This window comes from Hominimerdicola alba 8, from assembly GCF_000178155.2.
In the GTDB taxonomy this organism is placed as follows: Bacteria; Bacillota; Clostridia; order Oscillospirales; family Ruminococcaceae; genus Hominimerdicola; species Hominimerdicola alba_C.
On sequence record NZ_ADKM02000008.1, the window covers coordinates 82,054 to 105,823 of the forward strand.

22 protein-coding genes, 1 riboswitch and 1 other annotated feature (1 of these 24 cut by a window edge) are annotated in these 23,770 nt (G+C 47.1%); of the genes, 8 read left to right on the forward strand and 14 right to left on the reverse strand.

Going from position 1 to position 23,770, the window contains the following annotated elements:
• Nucleotides 1-240: a binding site (T-box leader), on the forward strand (it extends 7 nt beyond the left edge of the window).
• Between the two features lie 172 nt (nucleotides 241-412).
• From CUS_RS00475 to CUS_RS00485, 3 genes are read left to right on the forward strand one after another with little or no spacing between them, the layout of a single operon-like run.
• Entirely contained in the window at nucleotides 413-1,456 is a 1,044-nt protein-coding gene (locus CUS_RS00475; RefSeq protein WP_002846880.1) for a S66 family peptidase, read from the forward strand.
• Nucleotides 1,453-2,577: a hypothetical protein gene (locus CUS_RS00480; protein WP_002846822.1), complete on the forward strand. Its 1,125-nt coding sequence runs from the start codon at nucleotides 1,453-1,455 to the stop codon at nucleotides 2,575-2,577. The genes CUS_RS00475 and CUS_RS00480 overlap by 4 nt, the downstream gene beginning before the upstream one ends.
• A gap of 41 nt (nucleotides 2,578-2,618) precedes the next feature.
• Nucleotides 2,619-4,283, forward strand: coding sequence for a 2-isopropylmalate synthase (locus tag CUS_RS00485; protein WP_002846846.1), 1,665 nt, complete (start codon nucleotides 2,619-2,621; stop codon nucleotides 4,281-4,283).
• A gap of 137 nt (nucleotides 4,284-4,420) precedes the next feature.
• Here CUS_RS00485 and CUS_RS00490 read toward each other — a convergent pair whose 3' ends face one another.
• The 3 genes from CUS_RS00490 to mtaB form a co-directional block, all read right to left on the reverse strand.
• Nucleotides 4,421-4,957, reverse strand: coding sequence for a zinc-ribbon domain-containing protein (locus tag CUS_RS00490; RefSeq protein ID WP_002846867.1), 537 nt, complete (start codon nucleotides 4,955-4,957; stop codon nucleotides 4,421-4,423).
• Nucleotides 4,958-5,060: 103 nt separating this feature from the next.
• Complete coding sequence (locus tag CUS_RS00495) at nucleotides 5,061-6,170, reverse strand: SGNH/GDSL hydrolase family protein (RefSeq protein ID WP_002846783.1); 1,110 nt, start codon at nucleotides 6,168-6,170, stop codon at nucleotides 5,061-5,063.
• 341 nt (nucleotides 6,171-6,511) lie between these two features.
• Nucleotides 6,512-7,816, reverse strand: a complete 1,305-nt coding sequence (mtaB, locus tag CUS_RS00500) for a tRNA (N(6)-L-threonylcarbamoyladenosine(37)-C(2))-methylthiotransferase MtaB (protein WP_002846769.1) — start codon at nucleotides 7,814-7,816, stop codon at nucleotides 6,512-6,514.
• 243 nt (nucleotides 7,817-8,059) lie between these two features.
• On the opposite strand from mtaB, the gene CUS_RS00505 reads away from it, so the two are divergent.
• The 4 genes from CUS_RS00505 to CUS_RS00520 all read left to right on the forward strand — a co-directional run bounded on the left by CUS_RS00505 (nucleotide 8,060) and on the right by CUS_RS00520 (nucleotide 10,659).
• Nucleotides 8,060-8,290 (forward strand): HPr family phosphocarrier protein, encoded by a 231-nt coding sequence (locus CUS_RS00505; RefSeq protein ID WP_002846863.1) that lies wholly within the window; start codon nucleotides 8,060-8,062, stop codon nucleotides 8,288-8,290.
• A 532-nt stretch (nucleotides 8,291-8,822) separates the two neighbouring features.
• Nucleotides 8,823-9,227 (forward strand): CPBP family intramembrane glutamic endopeptidase, encoded by a 405-nt coding sequence (locus CUS_RS20590; protein ID WP_278244425.1) that lies wholly within the window; start codon nucleotides 8,823-8,825, stop codon nucleotides 9,225-9,227.
• 140 nt (nucleotides 9,228-9,367) lie between these two features.
• Nucleotides 9,368-9,883, forward strand: a complete 516-nt coding sequence (locus CUS_RS00515) for a hypothetical protein (RefSeq protein WP_002846876.1) — start codon at nucleotides 9,368-9,370, stop codon at nucleotides 9,881-9,883.
• Between the two features lie 17 nt (nucleotides 9,884-9,900).
• Nucleotides 9,901-10,659 (forward strand): YdcF family protein, encoded by a 759-nt coding sequence (locus CUS_RS00520; protein WP_002846782.1) that lies wholly within the window; start codon nucleotides 9,901-9,903, stop codon nucleotides 10,657-10,659.
• Between the two features lie 58 nt (nucleotides 10,660-10,717).
• Here the strand turns inward: CUS_RS00520 and CUS_RS00525 are convergent, their stop codons facing one another.
• From CUS_RS00525 to asd, 11 genes are all read right to left on the reverse strand, one after another.
• Entirely contained in the window at nucleotides 10,718-11,254 is a 537-nt protein-coding gene (locus CUS_RS00525) for an HD domain-containing protein (RefSeq protein ID WP_002846853.1), read from the reverse strand.
• Nucleotides 11,255-11,453: 199 nt separating this feature from the next.
• Nucleotides 11,454-13,694, reverse strand: a complete 2,241-nt coding sequence (locus CUS_RS00530; RefSeq protein WP_002846768.1) for a GH25 family lysozyme — start codon at nucleotides 13,692-13,694, stop codon at nucleotides 11,454-11,456.
• 208 nt (nucleotides 13,695-13,902) lie between these two features.
• Nucleotides 13,903-14,343, reverse strand: a complete 441-nt coding sequence (rpiB, locus tag CUS_RS00535) for a ribose 5-phosphate isomerase B (protein ID WP_002846852.1) — start codon at nucleotides 14,341-14,343, stop codon at nucleotides 13,903-13,905.
• 30 nt (nucleotides 14,344-14,373) lie between these two features.
• The gene (tsaB, locus tag CUS_RS00540; RefSeq protein ID WP_002846811.1) at nucleotides 14,374-15,063 is read right to left on the reverse strand and encodes a tRNA (adenosine(37)-N6)-threonylcarbamoyltransferase complex dimerization subunit type 1 TsaB; all 690 of its coding nucleotides are present in this window, start codon (nucleotides 15,061-15,063) and stop codon (nucleotides 14,374-14,376) included.
• Complete coding sequence (gene tsaE / locus CUS_RS00545) at nucleotides 15,044-15,505, reverse strand: tRNA (adenosine(37)-N6)-threonylcarbamoyltransferase complex ATPase subunit type 1 TsaE (RefSeq protein ID WP_002846803.1); 462 nt, start codon at nucleotides 15,503-15,505, stop codon at nucleotides 15,044-15,046. Before tsaE ends, tsaB begins: the two co-directional genes overlap by 20 nt.
• 15 nt (nucleotides 15,506-15,520) lie before the next feature.
• On the reverse strand, nucleotides 15,521-16,717 hold the full coding sequence (locus CUS_RS00550) for a DUF3810 domain-containing protein (RefSeq protein ID WP_002846821.1): 1,197 nt from the start codon (nucleotides 16,715-16,717) through the stop codon (nucleotides 15,521-15,523).
• A gap of 21 nt (nucleotides 16,718-16,738) precedes the next feature.
• Nucleotides 16,739-18,409: a formate--tetrahydrofolate ligase gene (locus tag CUS_RS00555; RefSeq protein WP_037275823.1), complete on the reverse strand. Its 1,671-nt coding sequence runs from the start codon at nucleotides 18,407-18,409 to the stop codon at nucleotides 16,739-16,741.
• Nucleotides 18,410-18,533: 124 nt separating this feature from the next.
• The gene (gene dapB, locus CUS_RS00560) at nucleotides 18,534-19,292 is read right to left on the reverse strand and encodes a 4-hydroxy-tetrahydrodipicolinate reductase (protein WP_037275839.1); all 759 of its coding nucleotides are present in this window, start codon (nucleotides 19,290-19,292) and stop codon (nucleotides 18,534-18,536) included.
• Nucleotides 19,293-19,367: 75 nt separating this feature from the next.
• Nucleotides 19,368-20,264, reverse strand: coding sequence for a 4-hydroxy-tetrahydrodipicolinate synthase (dapA, locus tag CUS_RS00565; protein ID WP_002846794.1), 897 nt, complete (start codon nucleotides 20,262-20,264; stop codon nucleotides 19,368-19,370).
• Between the two features lie 2 nt (nucleotides 20,265-20,266).
• On the reverse strand, nucleotides 20,267-20,839 hold the full coding sequence (locus CUS_RS00570) for a metallophosphoesterase (RefSeq protein WP_002846810.1): 573 nt from the start codon (nucleotides 20,837-20,839) through the stop codon (nucleotides 20,267-20,269).
• A 22-nt stretch (nucleotides 20,840-20,861) separates the two neighbouring features.
• On the reverse strand, nucleotides 20,862-21,947 hold the full coding sequence (gene asd, locus CUS_RS00575; RefSeq protein WP_002846771.1) for an aspartate-semialdehyde dehydrogenase: 1,086 nt from the start codon (nucleotides 21,945-21,947) through the stop codon (nucleotides 20,862-20,864).
• A gap of 162 nt (nucleotides 21,948-22,109) precedes the next feature.
• A riboswitch (Lysine riboswitch) is annotated at nucleotides 22,110-22,299 on the reverse strand.
• Nucleotides 22,300-22,489: 190 nt separating this feature from the next.
• Here asd and queA point away from each other — a divergent pair.
• Complete coding sequence (queA, locus tag CUS_RS00580) at nucleotides 22,490-23,557, forward strand: tRNA preQ1(34) S-adenosylmethionine ribosyltransferase-isomerase QueA (protein ID WP_002846879.1); 1,068 nt, start codon at nucleotides 22,490-22,492, stop codon at nucleotides 23,555-23,557.
• Nucleotides 23,558-23,770: the final 213 nt, after the last annotated feature.

The window sequence follows — 23,770 nt, forward strand, 5'->3', positions numbered from 1 at the left end:
CGTTGAGAGGAACAAAAACGCTTTACGGAACTTTCAGAGAGCTGCCGCATGGTGCGAGGCAGCATTCCGACTGCGCGATAACTCGTCCTTGAGCTGATACGGTGAAATCCGCTTGGCGGGCAGTAGCTGTGTTCGGGTTCTCCCGTTACAGAGATACGCATTGTTCGATGCGGCAGAGGTGTACAGCGTGAGCTGTGCATGAATGAGAGTGGTAACACGGGTATTTCGCTCGTCTCTATTTTTATAGGGACGGGCGTATTTTAGTTGTCGGGCTTTCTTGACAACATCTATAGCAATCCAACTATTTAAATTCACAAAATCCAGTCGCAAAAGCTCTGATTTATGGATTTTGTGACTGGATTTTGTCTGAATTTTAAGGCGGATCGCTATAATGCGGCAGGGAGGTATACAAATGGTAAAAAATGTGGCTATCGTCAGCCTTTCAAGCGGGCTTGCAGGCGAAGAATATGAAAAGTTCGCACTGGATATAGGGCTTAAAAGGCTGGAAAAGTACGGAATGAACGTTAAGTTCATGCCGAATGCCCTGAAAGGCATCGAATACCTGAATGATCACCCTGAAAAGCGGGCTGATGATCTGTTGCAGGCATTCAAAGACCCTGATACCGACATGATATTATGTGCCATTGGCGGAGATGATACCTACCGTTTGCTGCCTTACCTGTTTGACAATGATGAACTGAAAAATGCAGTGAGTGACAAGATCTTTCTTGGTTTTTCAGATACGACCATAAATCATTTCATGCTGCACAAGCTGGGGCTGAACACCTTTTACGGTCAGGCTTTTCTCACGGATATATGTGAGCGCAGCAGCGAGATGCTTCCCTATACGAAGAAGTATTTTGAAGAACTTATCACCACAGGGACTATCAGTGAGATAACACCCGCTGAGGTGTGGTATGAGGAAAGAACAGCCTTTGATGAAAGTCAGGTGGGCGTGCCGCTGAAAGAGCATAAATGCAGCGGTTTTGAACTGTTGCAGGGCAGCCCTGTTTTCTCGGGCAGGATACTGGGCGGCTGTATCTGTTCGATGTATGATATGTTTGACAGCGAACGTAATGAGGATATGCCGCAGCTTTGTAAAAAGTACGGTATCTTTCCCGATAAGGACGAATGGAAAGGGCGTATACTTCTGCTGGAGTCAAGCGAGGAAAAGCCCTCACCCGAAAAATACCGCAAGTCACTGGATCATCTCAAGGCGGAGGGCGTTTTCGATGCTGTATCGGGCGTTCTGGTGGGAAAACCAATGGATGAAGCCTATTCGGAGGAATACAAAAAGCTGCTGGTAAGCGTTATCGACCGTCCCGAACTGCCGATACTTTATGATCTTAATATAGGTCATGCAAACCCAAGATGTATAATGCCCTTTGGCATAGATGCTGTTGTTGATGCCGAAAAGCAGTGCATAAGGTTCTCAGATCGGGAGCATGCAAAATGACATCGGAAAAAGAGAGAGTATTACAGGAAAGGTGCATCGCGTTCAAGAAAATACACGGCACAAACAGGCTGTACATGATATTGCAGTACGTACTGGACGGGCTTATGGTAATATCGTTTGGGACAGGGCTTATGTTTGGCAGAAGTTTTCTGCCCACACTGCCTATACTGCTGATACTTGTCAAGATGGCGGCTGTATTACTGCTGAAAGGCAAAAAAGGCAATTTCACGGGACTGGCGATAAGCGCGGTGTATCTGCCGCTGCTGGCGGCTGTGAAAGCACTGGACACGGCGACAGGCAGTCTGGCGGTGCTGATATTGGCGGTGCATATTTTCAGGATAGCACCTTGTTCGGCAGACGAAAAAGTACGTGTGCTGTATGGTGCGCCAGGTTTCAACGGCTTCCTGCTGGCAAATGAACTGAAAAGCGACGAAAACTTTGCCAAGACCGTGCTTGACAGCTACAACAGAGTTTCGCGTGAAAATTCGGTAAATTCGTCAATGACCGAAGCGATGATGCCGACTGTGATGCGCTGTATGAAGCCTGTCGGCATACTGGCGCTGGCTGTCGGTGCGGGAATGCTTTTCTCGGCAAATGAGATAAAAAGCGATCTCAGGCGGGCAAAAACGTTTGAGATAACCCCGGATACCGTCGGCAGAACAGTCACACAGATGACTGACAAGATATACTGTCAGACCGGTGTGGGTGCTGTCTGCACTTATTGGTGCAGGCTGGACGGTCAGTGTGTTAATGTCAATGTTTACGATGAAAGATCGCAGGCTGATTTCCGCAAGCTGTACTATGCCGGCGGTACAGTCACCGAAGCTGAGGCGGAAGCTGTCGAAAACGGCAGATACGAGATCAACGATAAACCGATACGTTTCACCGCTGAGGTAAAAAAGTATGATGCCAAAGACCCGCTGAGACCCGCTAAAAAGACGAAAGACCACATAAACGATGATGTTGAGATAGTCGATGACTATTATCTCGATGTGATCGACCCCACTGCCACTGACAGGCGGACAAAGTTCGGTATCGGGCTTGCAGCTTTAGGGACGATGCTGTCAGGGGCTTTCTATACGGTATTTCTTATGAGCAGAAACAAGCATGAAATGCTCTGATATAAATATAGTACAATCATTCTACCAAGGAGGAATTTTAGATGAAAAACGCTGAAAAATACGCAAGAGGATATTACATGCCTCCCAAGAAATGTATGAAATGGGCTGAGAAGGACTATATCGACCACGCGCCCATATGGTGCTCGGTAGACCTGAGAGATGGCAACCAGGCACTTATAATACCCATGAGCCTCGAAGAAAAGCTGGAGTTTTTCCAGAAGCTGGTAGACATCGGTTTCAAAGAGATCGAGATAGGCTTCCCTGCTGCGTCGGAGACTGAGTATGAGTTCTGCCGTACACTGATCGAAAAGAACCTTATCCCAGATGATGTCACCATACAGGTGTTGACACAGTCGAGAGAGCACATAATCAAGAAGACCTTTGAGGCGATAGACGGCGCTAAGCACGCTGTCGTTCATCTGTACAACTCCACATCTGTTGCACAGAGAGAGCAGGTGTTCCGCAAGTCTAAGGAAGAGATAATCAAGATAGCGACCACAGGTGCTGAACTCTGCAAGGAGTACAAGAAGAAAGCCAACGGTCACATCACATTTGAGTATTCGCCTGAGAGTTTTACAGGGACCGAGCCTGAGTTTGCAGCTGAGATATGCAACGCTGTCATAGATATATGGGAGCCTGATGCTGACAACAAGGTCATCATCAACCTGCCTGTAACTGTTGAGATGTCTCTGCCGCACGTTTACGCACAGCAGGTAGAGTACATGTGCGAAACTCTCCACAACAGGGAGAATGTTATAATCTCGCTCCACCCGCACAACGACCGCGGTACAGGCATTGCTGATACCGAACTCGGTTTGCTGGCAGGCGGTGACAGAGTTGAAGGCACATGCTTCGGCAACGGCGAGAGAACAGGCAATGTTGATGTTGTAACACTGGCACTTAACATGTACACTCACGGCGTTGAGCCTAACCTCGACTTCACCGATCTCCCCTCGTTGATCGAACTTTATGAGAGAGTCACCAGAATGAAGGTATATGACAGACAGCCTTACTCGGGTGCGCTGGTATATGCGGCATTCTCAGGCTCACATCAGGACGCTATCGCTAAGGGCATGAAGTGGCGTGATGAAAAGCACGACCAGCACTGGACTTGTCCTTATCTGCCAATTGACCCGCACGATGTCGGCAGAGAGTATGAGGGTGATGTTATACGCATTAACTCGCAGTCGGGCAAGGGCGGCATCGGCTTCATAATGGAACAGCAGTACGGTTACGACATGCCTAAGGCTATGAGAGAGAATTTCGGCTACAAGGTAAAGGATATATCCGACAAGGCTCACAAGGAATTGAGCAGGAGTGAGGTACACCAGATATTCAAGGATACTTACCTGAACATAACCTCGCCTGTTGACATAGTTGAAGCCCACTACACACAGAAGGCTGATGAACTTATCGGCGCTAAGGTAAAGGCTGTCATCAACGGAAAAGAAGTTGAGTGCAGTGCAGACGGCAACGGCAGACTTGATGCTGTAGCAAACGCCCTGACCACCGAGATAGGCATGGAGATAAACGTTGACACCTACACCGAGCACGCACTGGAGAGGAAGACCACCTCTGAGGCTTGCTCTTACGTAGGCATAAATGTCGGCGGCAGCATCTTCTGGGGTGTCGGCAGACACTCGGATATCATCGTTTCATCTGTAAAGGCGCTGGTATCTGCCATCAACAATGCCATGAAGAAGTAATATACAAACGCTCACAGCCCGCAGAAAGTATCTGCGGGCTGTTTTTCGTGGTATTTATTCAGTGACAGGCAGGATCATTGGATAATAAAAACGGCGTTTCATCTGAAACGCCGTTTGTTTTTGCTATTATTCAAAGATCAGTTCAGTTTAGCACCGCAGCCTGTGCAGAATGCGTTGCCTGCCGGTACCTTAGCGCCGCACTGTGTGCAGAATTTTTCGCCTGCTGCCGCAGGAGTAGGGATCGGTGCAGGGATCTGCTGAGGCTGAGCAAAGTTCTGCTGAGGCTGTGCGAACTGCTGAGGCTGTGCATAGTTCTGTGCAGGTGCAGGAGCGGGCTTCAAGGACTGTGCTATCTGAGGATTATCGCTGATAGCCTTCATTACCTCAAGTACCTTGAAACCGATGTATACGATAGCGATTATCCAGAAAAGGATCTGGAGAAATGTTACAAAGCCTGTGCCGCTTGAAGAAGTCTTTGTAGTAGATGCTTTCAGACCTAATCCTTCCATAGCCATATCGAGCGAACCACCCAAAATAGCATAGACATCTTTGTTTGCCTTGTAAGCCTGGAAGCCTAAGTTTACGCCGATAGTTGCGAAAAGTGCAAAAAGTGCTGAAACTGCGGGTCCGATGATCTTATACTTGCCGTTCATGAAGTTATTGATTCCGTTCATGTTCTATACCTCCAAAAATTAAATATATAATAACCATATTATACATATTATTCACGGTTTTGTCAATAGCAAAAGCACAAAAATTATTAAAAAATTTACTGTTTTAATTGTCAGCTGCGATAAGAGAGATGACCATAAAGTCATTTGCACTGCCCTCTTCGGCAATTTCGACCCTTATCGTGTGTTTTACACCCTTTGCGGCGCTTTCGGTGAGGGTGGTAAGGCAGCAGAGGTCGCCCCATGTTTCATCGAAATTTGCGTCCAGCTTTACCCTGTTTGCGATGTCGCCGTCAATGGTGGCATAAGCGATGGGTGCGGGCTGTTTGACAGTGCGCCGCCACTGTAACATAAGTATGCTGCCCTCAGCCTCAAATGTAACAGAAGAACCCTTAGCCGAACCTGTCCAGCCGTCTTTGAACGGGTCACAGAAGCGGTCTGCCTTGTGGGTGTCAGCGGAAAAGCCGTCAAGTATGGGGGTGCAGTTGGTGTTGCGGTAAATGACTGCGTCCTCGTATCTGCATGGAGTTATCTTCTCGGCAAGGGCGGGCTTTGCGCCGAAAACATCGCCGTTTTTATAAGCGCTGTAATTCTCTTCCAGCAGACCTTTTATCAGGTCAGCTATCATCTTATGACCTATATCGGTGGGGTGCAAATTGTCATCGGTGTAGACTTTCGGGTCTATCTCGCCGCACTGCACCAGCTGCCACGCATAGTTTTTCACGCTGACGATGGGCAGGTCATAATGCAGACCTATCTCGTTATGGACACGCTGGGCGTTCCTGCCGTCATCGTAGAAGAGGTTGTTTATCAGCACCACTGCTTTTACGCTTTCAGCGGCGAGAAGTCTGCGAACAAGGCTCTCGTAAGTTTCTTTGAAGAAGTCGGTATCATCATCATTGACAGAAAACTCAACGAATACCACATCAGGCTTGCGGGAAAGCACATGTTCTTCTGCGCGGGCTGCGCCGTACTGCGAAGTAGTTGCGCCTATACCTGCGTTGAACATGGTAATGTCAGCCGCAGGGAATTTCTCTTTCCACCACTGAAATGACAGGTCAACATATCGCTTATCCTCAGTTGAGGCGTTACAGCCCTGTGTTATCGACCCGCCCAGATATACCACGCTGAGTCTGCCATCTGTTTCGGCTTTTTTGAATGCGTTTCCCAGGAAACTTAAGCTGCCCTTATTGACTATCGAAATGCTCTTATCCATATTTATCCTCCATTTTAGTTTATGACTATCCCTTTAGCACACCAACTAAAAATGCGGTAAACAAAAGGATAATTGAGCACCATACGCCAGCCACCTTAAGTTCTGTATAGCCGCTGTTTTTGTGGTGTGTCAGCGGGATAACCACATTTTAGTTTACTATAACAATAAATTAGCGGTTTTCTTTTCCCTGCCTGCGGCGTTGGAAAGAAAACATCTCAATAAAAGTTCTATGTTATACCTTTATTCTTAGTAGTTTCTTATAGGGATAGCCATATTTAATTATAAAACTACCTGTTTATTTTATCACAATTTCATCCAAAAGTAAATATGATAAATTGAACTCATATCAGCTCACCAAAGCAATGCTCTTCATTTGCCGATGTTATCTTCACCTGCCTGAACTGTCTGCGCAGACTGACATCGGGTGATGGGCGGGGTACTTTTACAGTGACATAGTTTGGCGCATGACCGTTGTGCCAGTCCTGCTCACTTTCACGCTCAAACAGCACCTTGAAAGTCTTGCCAACGCAGGAAGCAAGATATTCCGCCTTAGTTTTTTTACAGACCTCTGCCATTTTTGCAGCGCGCAGATGCTTGGTGTGACCATCGACCTGACCGTCAAAAGTATCTGCCTTAGTACCCTTGCGGCGTGAATATGGGAATATATGCGCTTCCGCAAAAGCTATCCTTTCGGCAAATGCAAGCGACTCAGCAAACTCAGCCTCGCCCTCGTGCGAGAAGCCCACCATTATATCGGTGGTTATGGCACAATCGGGGAAGTATTCACGCAGGTCATGGCAGAGTTTTTCATACTCGGCGGGTGTGTAGCGGCGATTCATAAGTTTCAGGGTAGATGCACTGCCGCTTTGCAGAGAAAGATGAAAATGCGGACACAGCTTATCCAGCGCCGCCAGTCGTCTTATATCATCTTCAAGCATCATCTCAGGCTCGATCGAACCCAGCCGCACACGGAAATCGCCTTCAATGGCGCAGATGCGTTCCACAACATCGGTAAGAGTCAGCTGTTCGGAAAGTCCCCTGCCGTAAAAGCAGAGATTGATGCCTGTGAGGATAAGTTCTTTATGACCTGTTGAAACGGCATCTCTTGCTTCGGTAAGTATATCTCCGATGGGCTTTGAACGCAGATGACCACGCGCAAAAGGGATTATGCAGTAGGTACAGTAGCAGTCACAGCCGTCCTGTATCTTTATGTAGGCGCGGGTCTTGTCGGAGTCGCCTTTGTTGGTCATGCGGTCAAAGGCTTCGCCCCTTGCGTGGGGCTTTACGGCGACTATCCGCTCACCAGACTTCATAAAGCAGTCCACCAGTTCGGGGATACTTCCCTTTCCCTCTGTACCGACTATTATATCGCACTCGGCAAGGGATTCGGCGCGGCTCTGAAAAGCCTGAGGAAAACAGCCTGCCAGCACGATGACAGACTGCGGAGCGGCTTTGCGAACACGCCTTAGCATCTGCATGCACTTTGAGTCTGCCTGTTCGGTGACAGTGCAGGTGTTTATGACACAGACATCTGCCACAGAAAAGTCGCGCACAGTTTCGTGACCGTTTTCAGTGAAACGCTCGCGGATATGCTCAGTTTCATACTGGTTGACCTTACAGCCGAATGTATAATAATATATTTTCATAATTTCAGTTAGCACCTCGAAATATGTTGGATATACACAAAATATGTGCTTCGCTATTGTGAAATGCACACAAAACAAGTTCAAGTTCACCTTTGCTATTGACTATTGTACCATATTTTATTTTTTTTTGCAAATATGCCTTGACATTTCCAAAAAATCGTTTATAATTATAATTGTAGCATAGAGAATGCTGCAAGAGAGAAAGCAATTTATAAGTGAGAATTTTGTTAGGAGGAAATTTATATGAAAAAGGTAAAGATATCTTTAGATTCCATTCAGGCAGTTAAGGACTTCGTAAGCATCGTTATGATGTATGATTTTGATGTTGACCTGACCAGCGGCAGATATGCTGTTGATGCAAAGTCCATCATGGGTATTTTCAGCCTTGACCTGTCCAACCCTATCCAGCTGACAGCACACACTGATGATGCTGACAAGTTCTTCAGTGAGATAAAGAAGTTCATCGTTGAATAATTTGTGTGAACTTTTTATCAGGTGAATAACACATGCGGCAGTCCATAAATGCTGCACTGATATAGAAGCTTTACGCCATAGTATTTTTGATGCAAGGTCAGAAGTACTATGGCGTTTTCTATTGATATTTCATAGTTGACATTTGATAAGCAGCACGCGGCGTGTTTTCTCGCTGAACGCCGTAATTTTTTGCCGTTATAGCGGCTTTTTTCATTATGTATAAAAGAAAGATCATATTGTACATTATCATTCAGGAGGACTTAGAAATTGAGAATAACAAAAAATACGCATCATTACCCTGACCTATTACATTGTGCTGTATATTTTGTGGGCAGTCTTAGAATGTGTGATCGTACCTCAGCTTGGTGCGAGTATATCTTCCGCTTCATTGGAGATCATTAAGGAGGTAGTATTAAAAATACTGTTGTGGTCTGTTCCTGCTTTTTTTATCATAAGGAAGTACGGTGATCATATGTTTATAGATAAAAGCGAGATCTTGGGAAATGCGAAAAAAGCTTTTTCATTTATTCCGATGTATGTTTTTATACTGCTGTTTTCGGCTTTTCATCTTATACCCGATCTTTATCGCAGCGGCAAGATAGTTTTAAGTCCATCTTTTCGCACAGAATATATACTGACAGCTGTATTTGCAGGCATAACAGAAGAAATGGTGTTTCGCGGTATGCTTCTGAATACAGCCATGAAAGAACACGACCGCCGCATAGCATTTTTTGGCAATGCACTTATGTTTCTTATGATACATTTCCCTATATGGCTGCGTGAGGGCGTATTTGCGACATATATGACCGTTTTTTCATTCATACAGGTAATGGTGCTGAGTCTGATCTTTAGCTGCACATTTGCCAGAAGTCGGTGTATTGTTGTACCTGTCATTTTACATGCGTACTGGGATATTCTGTGTTTTGTGTTTGCTTGAAAGATTTCAGGTTACAAAAATCTTATGTAAAATACTTTTTTTCATTAAGCAAAAACTAAGGAATTTTTAAGTTGACGGTTCCTCTCAAATATGTTATAATATTGTCAGATACAAAAGATATTAAACGGGAGGAACTAAATATGACAAAGAAAAAGAAGATCATAGTTTCAGTAACTTCGCTTTGCGCGGCTATGGTGCTTATTCCTGCGGGGCGGGTGGTATGGTTCAGAAACTACCCGATGGACAGGATAACAGGCAGGGTCGTACTTAATGTCAATGGTGAAAGCTGTGCGCTGAATGATGACAACATCATATCACGCAAGAACATCGATTTCACCAAAGAAGCGGCTGTCACCCCAAACGATGACGGCAGCGCTGATATCGCCATACACGGCGGGAATTACGGCGCTTACAAATTCAGCATAACTTCGGGTCAGCTGAACGAAAAAACTGTGGGCGTAAGATGCTTTCAGCCCAACTGGTGGAACGTCACTGAATTTGAGATAGACATAGATGCTGACACTGAGAAGAATGTGGTAAACTACAGCGGCTGGTACACCTATATTGACGAGATGGGTTTCAGGCACAAGGACGACATATCTGCCGAGAAACCGCTGAACGACGAAAACAACGGTGTTTCATTCGGTATGAACTGAGCGAGAGGAAAGCTAAAATGACCATAAGACATGTAATACTGGCGGTGGAGATATTTTTTCTGCTGTTGTTCATAATACCTATACCCATTATCAACGAGGGAAATTCGGCAGGAATTGTCTTATGCGCACTGTTGATAGCTGTCACTGCCAAGTTTGGATCATTTTGCAGGCTTATCAGCAAACTGTGGGGGAAAGTACCCACGCGGGTGCTTGTGATCACTGCGGCGGTGTTTCTGGCGGCGGGATTCATCTATGCGGGCATACTTTCTTTCAAGATGTATCGGGCGCAGGAGAATGTCCCTGATGATACCGAACTGATAGTAGTGCTGGGCTGTCAGGTCAAAGGCACAAGACCATCGAGAATGCTGAGGCGCAGGCTTGATGTGGCGCTTGAAGCGATGGAGAAGCACCCCGATGCAGTCTGTGTGGTATCGGGCGGTCAGGGGTACGGCGAGAAGATATCGGAAGCAAAGGCGATGCACGACTATCTTATCAGCAAGGGTGCTGATGAGAGCCGCATATTGATGGAGGACAAGTCCACCTCGACTTTTGAGAACATAAAATTCACCTTTGAGATGACTGACAAGCTGGGCTATGGGCGGGACATCACCATAGTGACTGACGGCTTTCACCAATACCGCGCCAGCCTCATAGCAAAGCAGGAGGGTGCGGGCAGGATAACCGCATACTCCGCGCACACCGAGCCGCGCTATTTGCTGACTTTCTGGGTGCGTGAATGGCTGGGACTGACATATTTTTGGATATTCGGTAAATAACATCAAAAAGACCTCCTGCGGGAATGAGCCGCAGGAGGTCTTGCTTATCAGTTTCGTCTTACGCTGACTTTTTGTGCCTGTGCATGGAATGTACGGTGTGTGACAGCTTGTTTTTGCAGTGTACACCGAACTCCAGCATAGCGGCATACTTATCTATCATAACTATAACGTAGCTTTCGGCATAGCGCGGCAGCTTTATGGTAAGCGGCCACATGTGCTTGACGATTATGTCTTCCTCCAGCTTGTCCAGTTCAAAATGCTCTTTGGCATTTTCAAGGGCTATCTTCGGGTGAGTGAAACCGTGAGGAAGCTCACCTTTTTTACGGGGCTCGTCCCGCCAGTCATACAGAAACAGGTCGTGGAGCATGCCTGCTCTCGCGGCAGCCTTTGCATTCAAGCCCAGCTTTTTGCAGACGATGTAGTTATAGTAAGAAACGTTCAGACAATGCTGATAACAGGTAGTGCTGTAATGGTGCCTGTATTTTTTCATCTCGGAAACCACCTCATGTTCGAGGAGATCCTTGACGAACTCAAAATACTCTCTGCTCTCCTTAGAACTTTCAACAGAGTATCTTGAACCCATTGCTTTAGACATTGGCATGACCTCTTTTCTTATACAAAAATGACAGTTATATGTTTGTTTTGTGAAAGGAACCAATTCATAGTTCCTATTGTCATTATACAGCATTTCTATCTGTTTGTCAAGGGTTAGCTATTACAAATCGATTAATTTTCCACACATTTTTTCAAAAAAAGCAGCCCTGCGCTGTGCAGGACTGCTTAATTTACAAATTTTACTTCAAAAGATCTTCAAAACTGAAAACTTCCTGCTGAGGTCTGCTGTCCTCTGTGCCGATCATGTAAAGCTGGTTGGAAAATGCACCATAACTTACCACATCATCTTTGCAGGAGTAGCCCTTTACTCTTACGCTGGCAAATTCTGCGTCCTTAAGACCTGCAATGACTGCCATTGTACCCTTGACGGAAGTGTACAGCTTATATCCCTTGCCGAGATCGACATATACTCTGTACTCATCGCAATCTTCGATACCGTCCCACGATATTATTGCGGTATCACCTGAGAAACTTTCCAGCTTTGCTTCGGTGACCTCAGGCAGAGATACAACTACTTTGTTGGACATTTCGGTGTAGAAATCCTTACCGTCCTTTGAGTTATACGCCCTTACGGAATAAACTGTACCTGTCAGCTTATCGGTGGCGTAACGGCACCCATTCACTACAGCGACCGCTATCTCTTCACCATCGGCGGAGATCTCGTATACCACATAGCCCTGTGCATCATCTATCTTGTTCCACACAAGTTCACCGTCACCTGCATCGAGAACTAATTCGCCCTTTGGCGGATAGCTGATGCCCTTGAATTCGATAGTGTTGGAAGCCTCTGAGCGGAATTTTCTGCCTTCAAGCATGATATATGCCTGCACGTAGTATGTGCCGTCGCGTTCTTCGTCCATATAGAAGCTGTTGCCGTCAACGCGGGTTTCTCCGACACCTGATATGCCGCTGAAAGTAACGATGTAGCCGTCAGCATCTTCTACATTAGTCCATACAAGTTTTGTGCCCACACGTTCAAGACTTGGGATACCTGAAGGTGTATTGGCAGGAAGTTCTATCTCCTCAGACACCTTGCCGCCGATGCCGTCAGCGTTATATGGTCTGACATAAGCCCTGAATTCCTGCAAGTTTTTGCCGCTTATCTCAAAAGATGTTTCAGCGGTATTGCCCACAAGATTTGTGCTGCTGCCATCGGTAGTGTATACTTCATAGCTTGCCGCGCCGTCAGTCGGCTGCCAACTCAGCATTACCCTGTCGATGCCCGAACGCTTTACTGAAAGCCCCTCAGTCATCTCAGAATAGGTCTTAACAGCAACATTATTGGAATTGTGACCATAATGTCTTTTACCTGCAAAATAGTTGTACGCCGCTACACGATAGAAACTGTAATTGCTGCCTGTGATATCAAAGCTGCAGCCCTCAGCGTCACCTGCCGCTGTAAAGCTGCTGCCGTCATTGCTGCCGTAAACAGTATAGCCGTCAGCGCCGTTCGCTTTGTTCCAGCTGAGTTTTTTGCCGTCAAGTTCGGCTTTAAGCGCAGTCGTGGGCGAGTAGTCAACATCGTACATAACACTGATATCAACATTGCCGTAGATACCATCAATAGATGCCTGACTGGAATACTGCCACATATCATAAATGCCGCCGTAGTTGATAGATGACAGATATGCAGCGACCCATGTCTTGTAATTCATGCCCAGCGACGGACCATCTATAAGGCTGGTGAGCCAGTAGAGGTTTGCATAAACGCCCGATTGGTAGCCGTATGACTCTATCCTGTCACAGAAAGCGCTGCAAAGTGCAGTTTTCTGTTTATAGCTGAGCCCTGCATGGTCAAGTCTGCCGTAATCATAGTCAACGCTTTCGATATCGTAGTAAACGGGCAGTTCCAGCGAATAGTCTTTCAGGGCAGCCGCACAGTAGTCAGCTTCTTCACGCGCCTCAGCCTCGCTGATAGCCTGAGTGTAGAAATAAACACCCACATTCATACCTGCCGCCTTAGCATTCCTGATATTCTCAAAATATCGGTCATCGATCATCAGTGTGCCTGCCGAGCCGTAGCCGCGCACGCCCAGTCTGATTATGCAGTTATCGATGCCCGAAGCCTTGACCGCTTTCCAGTCTATGTAAGACTGCCACTGGGAAACATCGATGCAGAAATCCCTGTCCATGCCGTCAAAACGACTGTCATGGGTGAGGTAACTTCCATATGCGCAGAGTTCGGGGAAATCCGACTTGATCCTGCCTGCGGGCGAATTGCTTGATGCTGCCTGCAGGAAAAGCTCATGTCTGTATTTAAGATATTCGGCGTCCTGAGAAGCATCAACGGTGGTGAACTCAAAGCCCTGACCATCAGTACCGATGATCTCACCGAAAGTGTCAGCCGTTGCCGAAATTGCTGCACACGAACAAATTACCGCCGCAATTGCAGCGCTTGCTGCCGCTTTAATAAAATTCATTTTTATACCCTCCATAAAATATTACACAAAGGTTACATTTTATCTTGTTTATTATACAAGATTTTCATCAAATTGTCAATAGAAACAATTTACCAAAAAATGAAAAAACTCTCTGAAAAGACAATTTCAAGAAGAAAACAGCCTTTTTCGGAGAGTTTTATTATCATTTTACACAAAAGTTAATGTAATATTTAATCAAATTTGTACATCAGTTATTTTCGATATCGTGTATCTTATCGACCCTGCGCTGGTGTCTGCCACCCTCGAAAGGAGTATCAAGGAACACCTGTATCAGTTCACAGGCAAGTCCTGCGCCTACGACCCTTGCGCCGATACACAGCACATTCGCATCATTGTGTGCACGGGTGAACTTAGCAGAAAAATAGTCCGAACAGCAGGCAGCCCTGATGCCCTTGACCTTATTAGCTGCCATCGACATACCGATGCCTGTACCGCAGAAAAGCACAGCGCAGTCACACTCGCCGCTCGTTACCTTTTCGCAGACTTCCTTTGCCTTATCGGGATAGTCGCATTTTTCGCCTTTCTGAACGCCCAGATCAACATATTCTATGCCCTTTTCATCGAGATACTGAAGCACCTCAGCCTTAAGTTCGGGACCTGCGTGGTCACAGCCTATAGCTATCTTCATTTAAATACCCTCCATAAAATTCAGTTTTTCTTAATTGTCACGGTGAGCCTTGTCTTTCTCAGCCTTAGTTGCCTGCAAATATGAAACTGCAAGATCATCAGCACTGCACAAGAGCGAAGGATCATCTTCAACGGCTTCACAGATGGAAGAAGCCCTCTGCAAAACGCAGTTTTCCGGCGCACATCTGACATTATTGCTGTCCGCAAATCGGGACATTTTCATTTCTTCAGCGCAGTCACCCACCAACATAATGTTGTCACATGGGTCAAAAAGAGCAAAAAATTCGTCCTCACCGCAGACCTTATCCTCAGTGACACGAGTGATCTCACCGCATGAACACTCAAATACCGCACCATATATTATCTTGGGACGCGCCCGCATCACAGCGGCTATCCTGCCCTCAAAAGAGCGGCAGTTGTACGCCAGCGCAAGCAGAGTCGAAACACCTGCCGCCTTGATATTCGTCGCCCCCAGACAGATGCCTTTGACCGCCCCTATACCGATGCGAAGCCCCGTATAGGAACCGGGTCCGTTGGCTACAGCGATGCAGTCAAGTTCAGAATAATCAAACCCTGTTTCTTCAAGTGCCTGTGTTACCATCGGTAGGATCACCTGCGAGTGGGTAAGTTTTGTAAAAACCGTCTTCTCCCAAAGAAGTTTACCATCGCTTACAGCCACCGAAGCTATCTTACCGCTGGTATCAATTGCCAATATTTTCAAATCTATCATCTCCGTCACAGGTTTCGATGACAACTTCACGCTCGTCATCTGAAAGCCTGTTGATAGTAATTTTTATGCAGTCATCGGGAAGATCATCATCGATGTTCTCAGACCACTCGACCGCAAGCACCGAATCATCGTCCATATAGTCAAAGAAGCCCGTAGTTTCCAGGTCTTGACCAGATGTAATGCGATACATGTCGAAGTGGATAAGACTCAGTTTGCTATCCTTTTTTCGGTACTCATTGACCAAAGCAAAGGTAGGTGAGGTGACCTCGTCACCAAGCCCCATTCCCTCTGAGATTCCGCGAGTGATCGTAGTTTTTCCTGCACCGAGTCCCCCGCGATATGCAATGATCTCACCGCCGCGAAGCCTTCTGCCTATCTCACGGCCAAGCACGATAGTTTCCTCTGCCGAGTTGGTTTTATATGTAAAGTTCAATTTATCACAACCATTCTATTCGCTGTAAAAGCTGTGCTCGCCGTAGTAATTCAACATAAGATCGACCATTCTGCCGTAACTTTTTTTACCGTCTTTGACACCATTTGCGTGCAGCGATGCTTCCATAGCCTTGTCGCTCACTTCGCTGACTGTCCTGCTGTCAAACACAGTATCTTCGGCTTCTTCGACCGATCTCCAGAACTCACGGTTAGCGTCTATATCAGTCCAGACTTCGTCACATATGGCGCTGTCAAGTTTTATCTTTGTGTTCTCGTCAGCATACTCGAATATCTTATTGCGCACATAAGTCAGTGCAGAAAGATATCCAGAATATCTGAACTCAACATTGCTGCACCTGTCACATGCGACAAAAGCTATGAAATTAGCTTCTTCTTCGCGCATGAAGCCCTTAGTGTGGGCAAGTTCGTGACAAGCAGTACATGGCAGCTTCGCCTTATACATTTCGTTGTTGTAGTTTGCTTCCATCGAAAAGGGAAAATAAATTCCCATCAGATCCATCTGGCTCATGAAAAAAGAGCAATAGATGCTTTTCGGACGCACGTAATATCCGCCAAAGTTCTTGAACTCATCATCAAGATCCGCGACAGCCTTACGCGATACCTCAGTGACATCCGATGTAAGCAGAAATTTTCCTTTATCATCGCGCTCTACTTCTTTTGCAAGAACGTTTATCTGTTCGACTAATCTGAACGCAAGCGCTTCTAGTTCATTATCGGTATGCTGCGATGTGCTGATGGAATTCTGCTGTTCAAATGTTGAAGTGTGGTACAGCACAAAGCAGTTCAGCGTTTCTGTACCAAGTATGAACACAGCTATCCAGCTGTAAACAAAGCCGAATATCCTAGCTGTCTTCCTGCGGCTGCTTTTTTTGAAGATCAGCAGCACCGCCATCACGATCAGCGAGAGCGGTATGCCGAATACTGCCGCTGCGATCAGCAATTCACCGAAAGAGAACGGCAGCAGCGAAGTCAGCCGCCCGTAGGTCTGCCCCCAGACGGGGTATACCCAATGCTGGTAGAAGTCGCAAAAAGGTGTGCTGATCAGCGAAATGCCGTTCAGCAGCAGGAAAAACACCGTACTGCCGATCAGCCATTTCAATTGTTTATTTTTATGCCTTTTGTCCGTTTTAACAGACCGGTTTGTGTCAATATCCTCAGCTGTCGCCCTTGCGGGCATGGCTTTGGTTTTCATTTTGCACCTCAGTTCAGTTTATCAGAACAGCCCGTAAATATTACCCTGATTGTCGCAGTCGATGTTATTAGCAGCAGGAACCTTAGGCAGACCCGGCATGGTCATTATATCGCCTGTATAAGCTACAACGAAGCCTGCACCTGCCGAAACTCTCAGGTCACGGACGGTTATCTCGAAGTTTTCGGGCTTGCCCAGCTTGGTAGGATCATCAGACAGCGAATACTGGGTCTTTGCAACGCAGACCGGAATGTCGCCGTAGCCCAGTTCGTTGATCTCTTTCAGCGCCTTTTCAGCCTGTGCGGTGAAAATAACGCCGTCAGCGCGGTAGATCTCCTTAGCGATGATGTTCAGCTTTTCCTTGATAGGCAGCTTTTCATCATAGATAGGCTTGAAATCGCTCTTATAGTTGTCTATAGTGCTGACCACTTTTTGCGCCAGATCAGTTCCGCCTGCGCCGCCCTTAGCGAAGATCTCAGCCAGCGAAACTTCAACGCCCATTTCAGCACAGGTCTTCTTGATGACCTCTATCTCTGCATCGGTATCGGTGCCGAAACGATTGATGGCAACAACGACAGGAACGCCGAATTTGCGCATATTCTCGATATGTGTCTTAAGGTTCACGATGCCCTTTTCAAGTGCGGGAACATTCTCTTCGGTGAGTTCTGCACGCGGCACGCCGCCGTTGTATTTCAGTGCGCGGATAGTTGCCACCAGAACTACGCAGCTGGGCTTGAGTCCTGCAAAGCGGCACTTGATATCAAAGAATTTTTCAGCGCCCAGATCTGAGCCGAAGCCTGCCTCTGTGATGGTATAGTCAGCCAGTTTCAGCGCAAGCTTTGTTGCACGTACCGAGTTGCAGCCATGTGCAATATTTGCGAAAGGACCGCCGTGAATAAGAGCGGGGTTATTCTCCAATGTCTGCACAAGGTTTGGCTTAAGAGCATCTTTGAGCAGAGCGACCATAGCGCCGCAGCCGCCGATATCCTTAGCAAAAACAGGCTTGCCGTCGGTGGTGTAAGCTACCAGAATACGCTCGATGCGCTTTTTCAGGTCATCAAGATCAGCCGCCAGACAGAGTATCGCCATTATCTCGGAAGCAACAGTTATCTGGAAAGAGTCCTCACGGGGTATGCCGTTGACCTTTGAACCCAGACCGATTACGATATCTCTCAGTGCGCGGTCGTTCATATCAAGGCAGCGCTTGAACATTATACGGCGCTGGTCGATGTGCAGGGGATTGCCCTGCTGCATGCTGTTGTCGATAAGCGCACAGAGCAGGTTGTTCGCCGCAGTTATAGCGTGCATGTCGCCTGTAAAATGGAGATTTATGTCCTCCATCGGGACTACCTGTGCGTATCCGCCGCCTGCTGCGCCGCCCTTGATACCGAAAACAGGTCCGAGAGAAGGCTCTCTCAGGGCGAGAATGGAGTTTTTGCCGATAACGTGCATCGCTTCATGCAGACCTACCGAAATAGTGGTCTTGCCCTCACCTGCGGGGGTGGGGTTGATAGCTGTGACGAGTATCAGCTTGCCATCAGGCTTATCCTTAGTCTTCTCATAAAGACTCTCGGAGAGTTTAGCCTTATAGTGACCGTATGGCTCATACTCCTCCTCGGAAATACCCAGTTTCTTTGCGATCTCGGAGATCTTCAGCATTTTAGCCTGCTTGGCTATCTCAATATCTGAAAGCATATTTTTCAGTTCCTTTCTGCTCAAAAATAATACATTTTAATTATAACACACAGCGCCGCAAATTGCAATAGGTAAATTTACACTTACAAAAAAATCGGGCAGCCGATGACCGCCCGATCATTTATTATGCTTCTTTCAGCATATCGCCCATAGCGTACAGACCCGCAGGTTTGCCGCTGAGGAAAACAGCCGCATTAACAGCGCCTACGCCGAATACCGACTTCGAGTGGGCTTCGTGCTTAAGGCTTACGACTTCGTCACGGCCTGCAAAGATTATCTCATGCTCACCGACTATCGTGCCGCCGCGTATCGAGTGCATACCGATCTCGTTCTTTGTCCTCTTTGCGCGGACAGAATGTCTGTCATAGGTATAGCTGCACCTGTTGTCAAGTTCTTCATTGATAGCATTTGCCAGCATGATAGCTGTGCCCGAAGGAGCGTCTAACTTCTGGTTATGGTGCTTTTCGACTATCTCGATATCGAACTGGTCGCCCAGTATTTTTGTAGCCCTTTTAGCGAGGTCAGCCAGCAGGTTGATGCCCAGCGACATATTGAATGTGAAGAACAGCGGGATCTGTTCAGCCGCCTTTTTGATCTTAGCAGTCTGCTCCTCGTTATAGCCTGTTGAGCCGATGACCAGTGCTGTGCCGTTGGACAGGCAGTAATTCAGCAGCTCATCGAGGGTAGAGGGGTGAGAAAAGTCGATGATGACATCGGGCTTTTCAGTCAGCTCACCTGCTGATGCAACTATGGGAAAATCAGCATACGCGGTGGTGAACTTGTCGATACCCGCAATGACTTTACAGTCTTCACGTCCGCTTATAACATCAGCGATAACTCTGCCCATATGACCGTTAGCGCCGCAGATAACTATGTTTGTCATTTTTATCAGTCCTTTCATTTTTACGTTAAAACATAAGGGCAGAGCGTTCACCGCTCCGCCCTCGCAGTTTACTTTTTACTTTACAAGATCCAGCTCAGCCATCTTAGCTCTCAGCTTTTCGATCTTAGCCTCTTCCATCTTTACCAGCGGCAGACGGCACTCGCCTACCTCCCAGCCCATCAGGTTGAGGGCTTCCTTGACAGGAATTGGATTGACATCGCAGAACAGACCGTTGGAATTTGCAAATTCCAGCACCTTGTTCATCTTAGTCTGAGCCTCAGGATACTTGTTTTCAAGACACAGCTGTGTGATCTCGTGAGTTTCCTTAGGCATAACGTTTGACAGCACCGAGATAACGCCCTTGCCGCCTATAGCCATTATAGGAACGATCTGGTCATCGTTGCCCGAATAGATATCCAAGTCATCACCGCAGAGTGCCGCAACTCTTGCTATCTGCGAGATGTTGCCGCTTGCTTCCTTGACAGCCGCGATATTCTTCACCTTAGACAGTTCCTTAAGAGTTTCAGGGGTGATGTTCACGCCTGTTCTTGATGGAACATTATACAGGATTATCGGGATATTCACAGCATTAGCGATAGTTGTATAATGAACTATCAGACCCTTCTGAGAGGTCTTGTTATAGTAAGGTGTTACCAGCAGGATAGCGTCAGCACCGACTTCCTCAGCCTTCTTTGAAAGACCCACCGCATAATCGGTGTGGTTGGAACCTGTGCCTGCGATAACGGGGATCCTGTGGTTTACCCTGTCAACAGCGAACTTGATGGTATCGATATGCTCTTCATCAGTCATGGTAGAGCTTTCGCCTGTTGTACCGCAGATGATTATAGCATCTGTGCCCTCTGCGATCTGCCAGTCGATCAGTTCGCCCAGCTTATCGAAATTAATAGAACCGTCGGCGTTCATAGGTGTGACGATAGCCACGCCTGCGCCTGTAAAAATAGTCTTCTTCATGATCATTTCTCCTTATCGGATATATATTGTTGACGGAATGACTCGTTGTTCAGAGCTAGTTCTTCAAAAGTTACGGGAACATAGCCGTTTATCATGCAGCCCGCATTGAATGCCTCATCTTTACGGTGCGCTGCCATGAAATCATAGCCGTCATCACAGCTGCCATGGATATGACCGTAGATAAGCACACAGCCCTGAGGTCTGCGATACCATTCTACCATCGGGTAGTGTGCAAGGAAAAACTTCCTGCCGTCACGCTCGATATATTTCTCGTATACACATTCACAGAACAGATGCTGAAGTGCGGGAGAATTTTTTATACGGTCATCATGATTGCCGTATATAAGGTGCTTCCTGCCGTTAAGGTTCAGCGCATAATGACGTATGTTCTCATCATCGGTCTCACCGTAATAAGTAAAGTCACCGACTATCCACACATCGTCATCTTCCCTGACCCTTGCGTTCCACCTTTCACGCATGACCGAGAACATCTCGGCTGCGTCTTTGAAAGGTCTGGCGTCCCACTTCACTCTGTCCTCATGACCAAAGTGCATATCTGAAATAAAGTAGTCCATGCTGCTTTATCTAGTTAACAGATCAGTCAAAATAGCCTTTTGCAGCCAGCAGTTCAGCCAGCAGAACAGCGCCGCCTGCTGCACCTCTCAGGGTGTTGTGGGACAGGCAAACGAACTTGTAATCATACTGAGTATCTTCTCTCAGTCTGCCGATGGAAACAGCCATGCCGCCCTCAAGGTTTCTGTCCAGCTTAGCCTGAGGTCTGTCGTTCTCCTCGAAGTAGTTAAGGAACTGCTTGGGAGCGGAAGGCAGCTGCATTTCCTGAGGAACGCCTGCAAATTCCTTCCAAGCCTGAAGGATCTCTTCCTTAGTAGGCTTCTTCTCGAAGCTGACAAATACAGCAGCGGTGTGACCGTCAGAAACAGGAACTCTCAGGCACTGTGCTGTGATAGCGGGCTCAGTAGCGTCAACGATCTTGTCACCTTCGATGTGACCCCAGATCTTCATAGGCTCCTGCTCACTCTTCTCTTCCTCGCCGCCGATGTAAGGGATAACATTGTCGAGTATCTCAGGCCATGTTTCAAAAGTTCTGCCTGCGCCGGAAATTGCCTGATAGGTGCAAGCCAGAGCCTTAGTTACCTTGTACTTGGTGTGCAGAGGTGCCAGAGCGGGAACATAGCTCTGCAGTGAGCAGTTGGACTTAACTGCGATGAAGCCGCGCTTGGTGCCCAGTCTTTTTCTCTGGGAAGCGATGATCTCGATGTGATCGGGGTTGATCTCAGGGATGACCATAGGAACATCATCAGTATGTCTGTGAGCGGAGTTGTTGGAAACTACAGGGCACTCAGCCTTAGCGTACTTCTCTTCCAGTGCTCTGATCTCGTCCTTCTTCATATCAACAGCGCAGAAAACGAAATCTACCATAGAAGCTATCTTCTCAACATCTTCCTCTGCGTTCATTATTACCATATCTTCCATAGACTTAGGCATCGGGTCAGCCAGCTTCCACTTGCTGCCTGCTGCTTCCTTATAAGTCTTGCCTGCACTTCTTGGGGAAGCTGCCAGACAAACAACATCGAACCATGGGTGCTTGTCGAGTATCAGAGAAAATCTCTGACCAACCATACCTGTTGCACCGATGATACCTACCTTGAACTTCTTTTCCATAACAAAAACTCCTTTTCTCTTGCGCACTCGTCATATCAACCAAACAGACAAACAGTATATGCGATATTTTTGCGCAAAACATAAAAAATTGTAGAATAATAAAAAAACCGGTTGAAAACCGGCGCATCATACAATATAATTAGAATGTTGGCAAGATAACTTTCCGCCGATAGCACTCCATCATAAAGTCATGATGACAACCGATGATCTGTTGAACCATCAGTCAGCAAGCGGGTTCCCGCGCCGCAGGCTTCGGCAGTTTTACCTTTCACATCGGTCTGTAGGCATGGGCTGCTTTGACCTTTCGGGGTCAGACCGTGTTACTCTTTTCAACTGCACCTCTATCTGTTCTAAACCATAGGATAACACACTTTCGCCTGCTTGTCAATAGACATATCACGCTACAAAGCGATATTTTTATGAATTTTTTGTAAATTACCGCCTGCAAAACCTGAGTTTTCCGCCCTTTGCGGACATCTGACCGTCTTGCGGGAACATCTGAAAATTAGGGTAAAAAGTTTAAATCATTAAGGAGAATTGAAATGCTGGACATCAACGACATGAAGAAGTCAGACTTTTACTACGACCTGCCGCAGGAACTTATCGCACAGACCCCCATCGAGCCGCGCAACGCTTCGCGCATGCTGTGCCTTGACAGGTACACGGGAGAGGTGGGACATGACCACTTCTACAATCTATGCGACCACCTCAGAAAAGGTGACCTGCTGGTGCTGAACGACTCGCGTGTTCTGCCTGCGCGTATCTACGGTGAAACTGAGGACACACACTCGTTCATTGAGTTCCTGCTGGTGGAACAGAGGGGCAACCTTGAATGGGAGATACTTTGCAGACCGGGCAAAAAGGCGCGTGTGGGCAGGCGCTTTGTATTCGGGGGCGGTCTTTTGAGAGCCGAGATAACCGAAGTGCTGGAAGACGGCAACCGCATCGCAAGATTTGAGTGTGATGACAGCACAAATCTCTTTGCGGCGCTGGACGAGATAGGTCAGATGCCGCTGCCGCCGTACATCACCGAAAAACTCAAAGACAAAGAGCGCTATCAGACAGTCTACTCCAACGAGATAGGTTCTTCTGCCGCGCCAACTGCGGGTCTGCACTTTACAAAAGAACAGCTGGCTGACATCGAAGCTATGGGTGTCAATATCGCATACGTTACACTGCATGTGGGTCTGGGGACTTTCCGACCCGTCAAGGAGGACAGGGTGCTTGACCACAAGATGCACCGTGAGCATTATGAACTTCCCGCAAGAACAGCCGAACTCATCAACAAGACAAAATCTGAGGGCGGGCGCGTCATCGCAGTGGGAACGACCTCCTGCCGCACATTGGAGAGCGTGGCGGCGCTTTACGGTGACATTCGCCCATGCGATGGCTTTACCGAGATATTCATTTATCCGGGATTTGAGTTCAAGGTGCTGGACGGTCTTATAACTAATTTCCATCTGCCCGAAAGCACGCTGATAATGCTTGTTTCGGCATTTGCGGGCTACGACAACACGATGAACGCCTACAAGATCGCCGTTGAAGAAAAATACAGGTTTTTCTCTTTCGGTGACTCCATGTTCATAGCACCTGATGCAAACAAAAAATAGATTCCGATAAGGTCGTGTCACTCTCCCGCCTGTGGCGGGGGAAAGATATACGCCAACCACCTTAAGTTCTGTAAAACCGCCGTTTTTGTGGTGTGTCAGCGGGATAACCACGAAAAATTTTACTGCAAACTATTGTCAACGCACGCTGAAAAGCTATACAGCGCGGCATGTCAGCGGGACAGAAATAATAAATAAAAAGTGTGCAGGCAAAGT

Bases quoted from the DNA above. Each gene is read 5' to 3' on its own strand.
- CUS_RS00475 (WP_002846880.1), top strand. From the start codon at position 413: ATGGTAAAAAATGTGGCTATCGTCAGCCTTTCAAGCGGGCTTGCAGGC.
- CUS_RS00480 (WP_002846822.1), top strand. From the start codon at position 1,453: ATGACATCGGAAAAAGAGAGAGTATTACAGGAAAGGTGCATCGCGTTC.
- CUS_RS00485 (WP_002846846.1), top strand. From the start codon at position 2,619: ATGAAAAACGCTGAAAAATACGCAAGAGGATATTACATGCCTCCCAAG.
- CUS_RS00490 (WP_002846867.1), bottom strand. From the start codon at position 4,957: ATGAACGGAATCAATAACTTCATGAACGGCAAGTATAAGATCATCGGA.
- CUS_RS00495 (WP_002846783.1), bottom strand. From the start codon at position 6,170: ATGGATAAGAGCATTTCGATAGTCAATAAGGGCAGCTTAAGTTTCCTG.
- mtaB (WP_002846769.1), bottom strand. From the start codon at position 7,816: ATGAAAATATATTATTATACATTCGGCTGTAAGGTCAACCAGTATGAA.
- CUS_RS00505 (WP_002846863.1), top strand. From the start codon at position 8,060: ATGAAAAAGGTAAAGATATCTTTAGATTCCATTCAGGCAGTTAAGGAC.
- CUS_RS20590 (WP_278244425.1), top strand. From the start codon at position 8,823: ATGTATGTTTTTATACTGCTGTTTTCGGCTTTTCATCTTATACCCGAT.
- CUS_RS00515 (WP_002846876.1), top strand. From the start codon at position 9,368: ATGACAAAGAAAAAGAAGATCATAGTTTCAGTAACTTCGCTTTGCGCG.
- CUS_RS00520 (WP_002846782.1), top strand. From the start codon at position 9,901: ATGACCATAAGACATGTAATACTGGCGGTGGAGATATTTTTTCTGCTG.
- CUS_RS00525 (WP_002846853.1), bottom strand. From the start codon at position 11,254: ATGTCTAAAGCAATGGGTTCAAGATACTCTGTTGAAAGTTCTAAGGAG.
- CUS_RS00530 (WP_002846768.1), bottom strand. From the start codon at position 13,694: ATGAATTTTATTAAAGCGGCAGCAAGCGCTGCAATTGCGGCGGTAATT.
- rpiB (WP_002846852.1), bottom strand. From the start codon at position 14,343: ATGAAGATAGCTATAGGCTGTGACCACGCAGGTCCCGAACTTAAGGCT.
- CUS_RS00550 (WP_002846821.1), bottom strand. From the start codon at position 16,717: ATGAAAACCAAAGCCATGCCCGCAAGGGCGACAGCTGAGGATATTGAC.
- CUS_RS00555 (WP_037275823.1), bottom strand. From the start codon at position 18,409: ATGCTTTCAGATATTGAGATAGCCAAGCAGGCTAAAATGCTGAAGATC.
- dapB (WP_037275839.1), bottom strand. From the start codon at position 19,292: ATGACAAACATAGTTATCTGCGGCGCTAACGGTCATATGGGCAGAGTT.
- dapA (WP_002846794.1), bottom strand. From the start codon at position 20,264: ATGAAGAAGACTATTTTTACAGGCGCAGGCGTGGCTATCGTCACACCT.
- CUS_RS00570 (WP_002846810.1), bottom strand. From the start codon at position 20,839: ATGGACTACTTTATTTCAGATATGCACTTTGGTCATGAGGACAGAGTG.
- asd (WP_002846771.1), bottom strand. From the start codon at position 21,947: ATGGAAAAGAAGTTCAAGGTAGGTATCATCGGTGCAACAGGTATGGTT.
- queA (WP_002846879.1), top strand. From the start codon at position 22,490: ATGCTGGACATCAACGACATGAAGAAGTCAGACTTTTACTACGACCTG.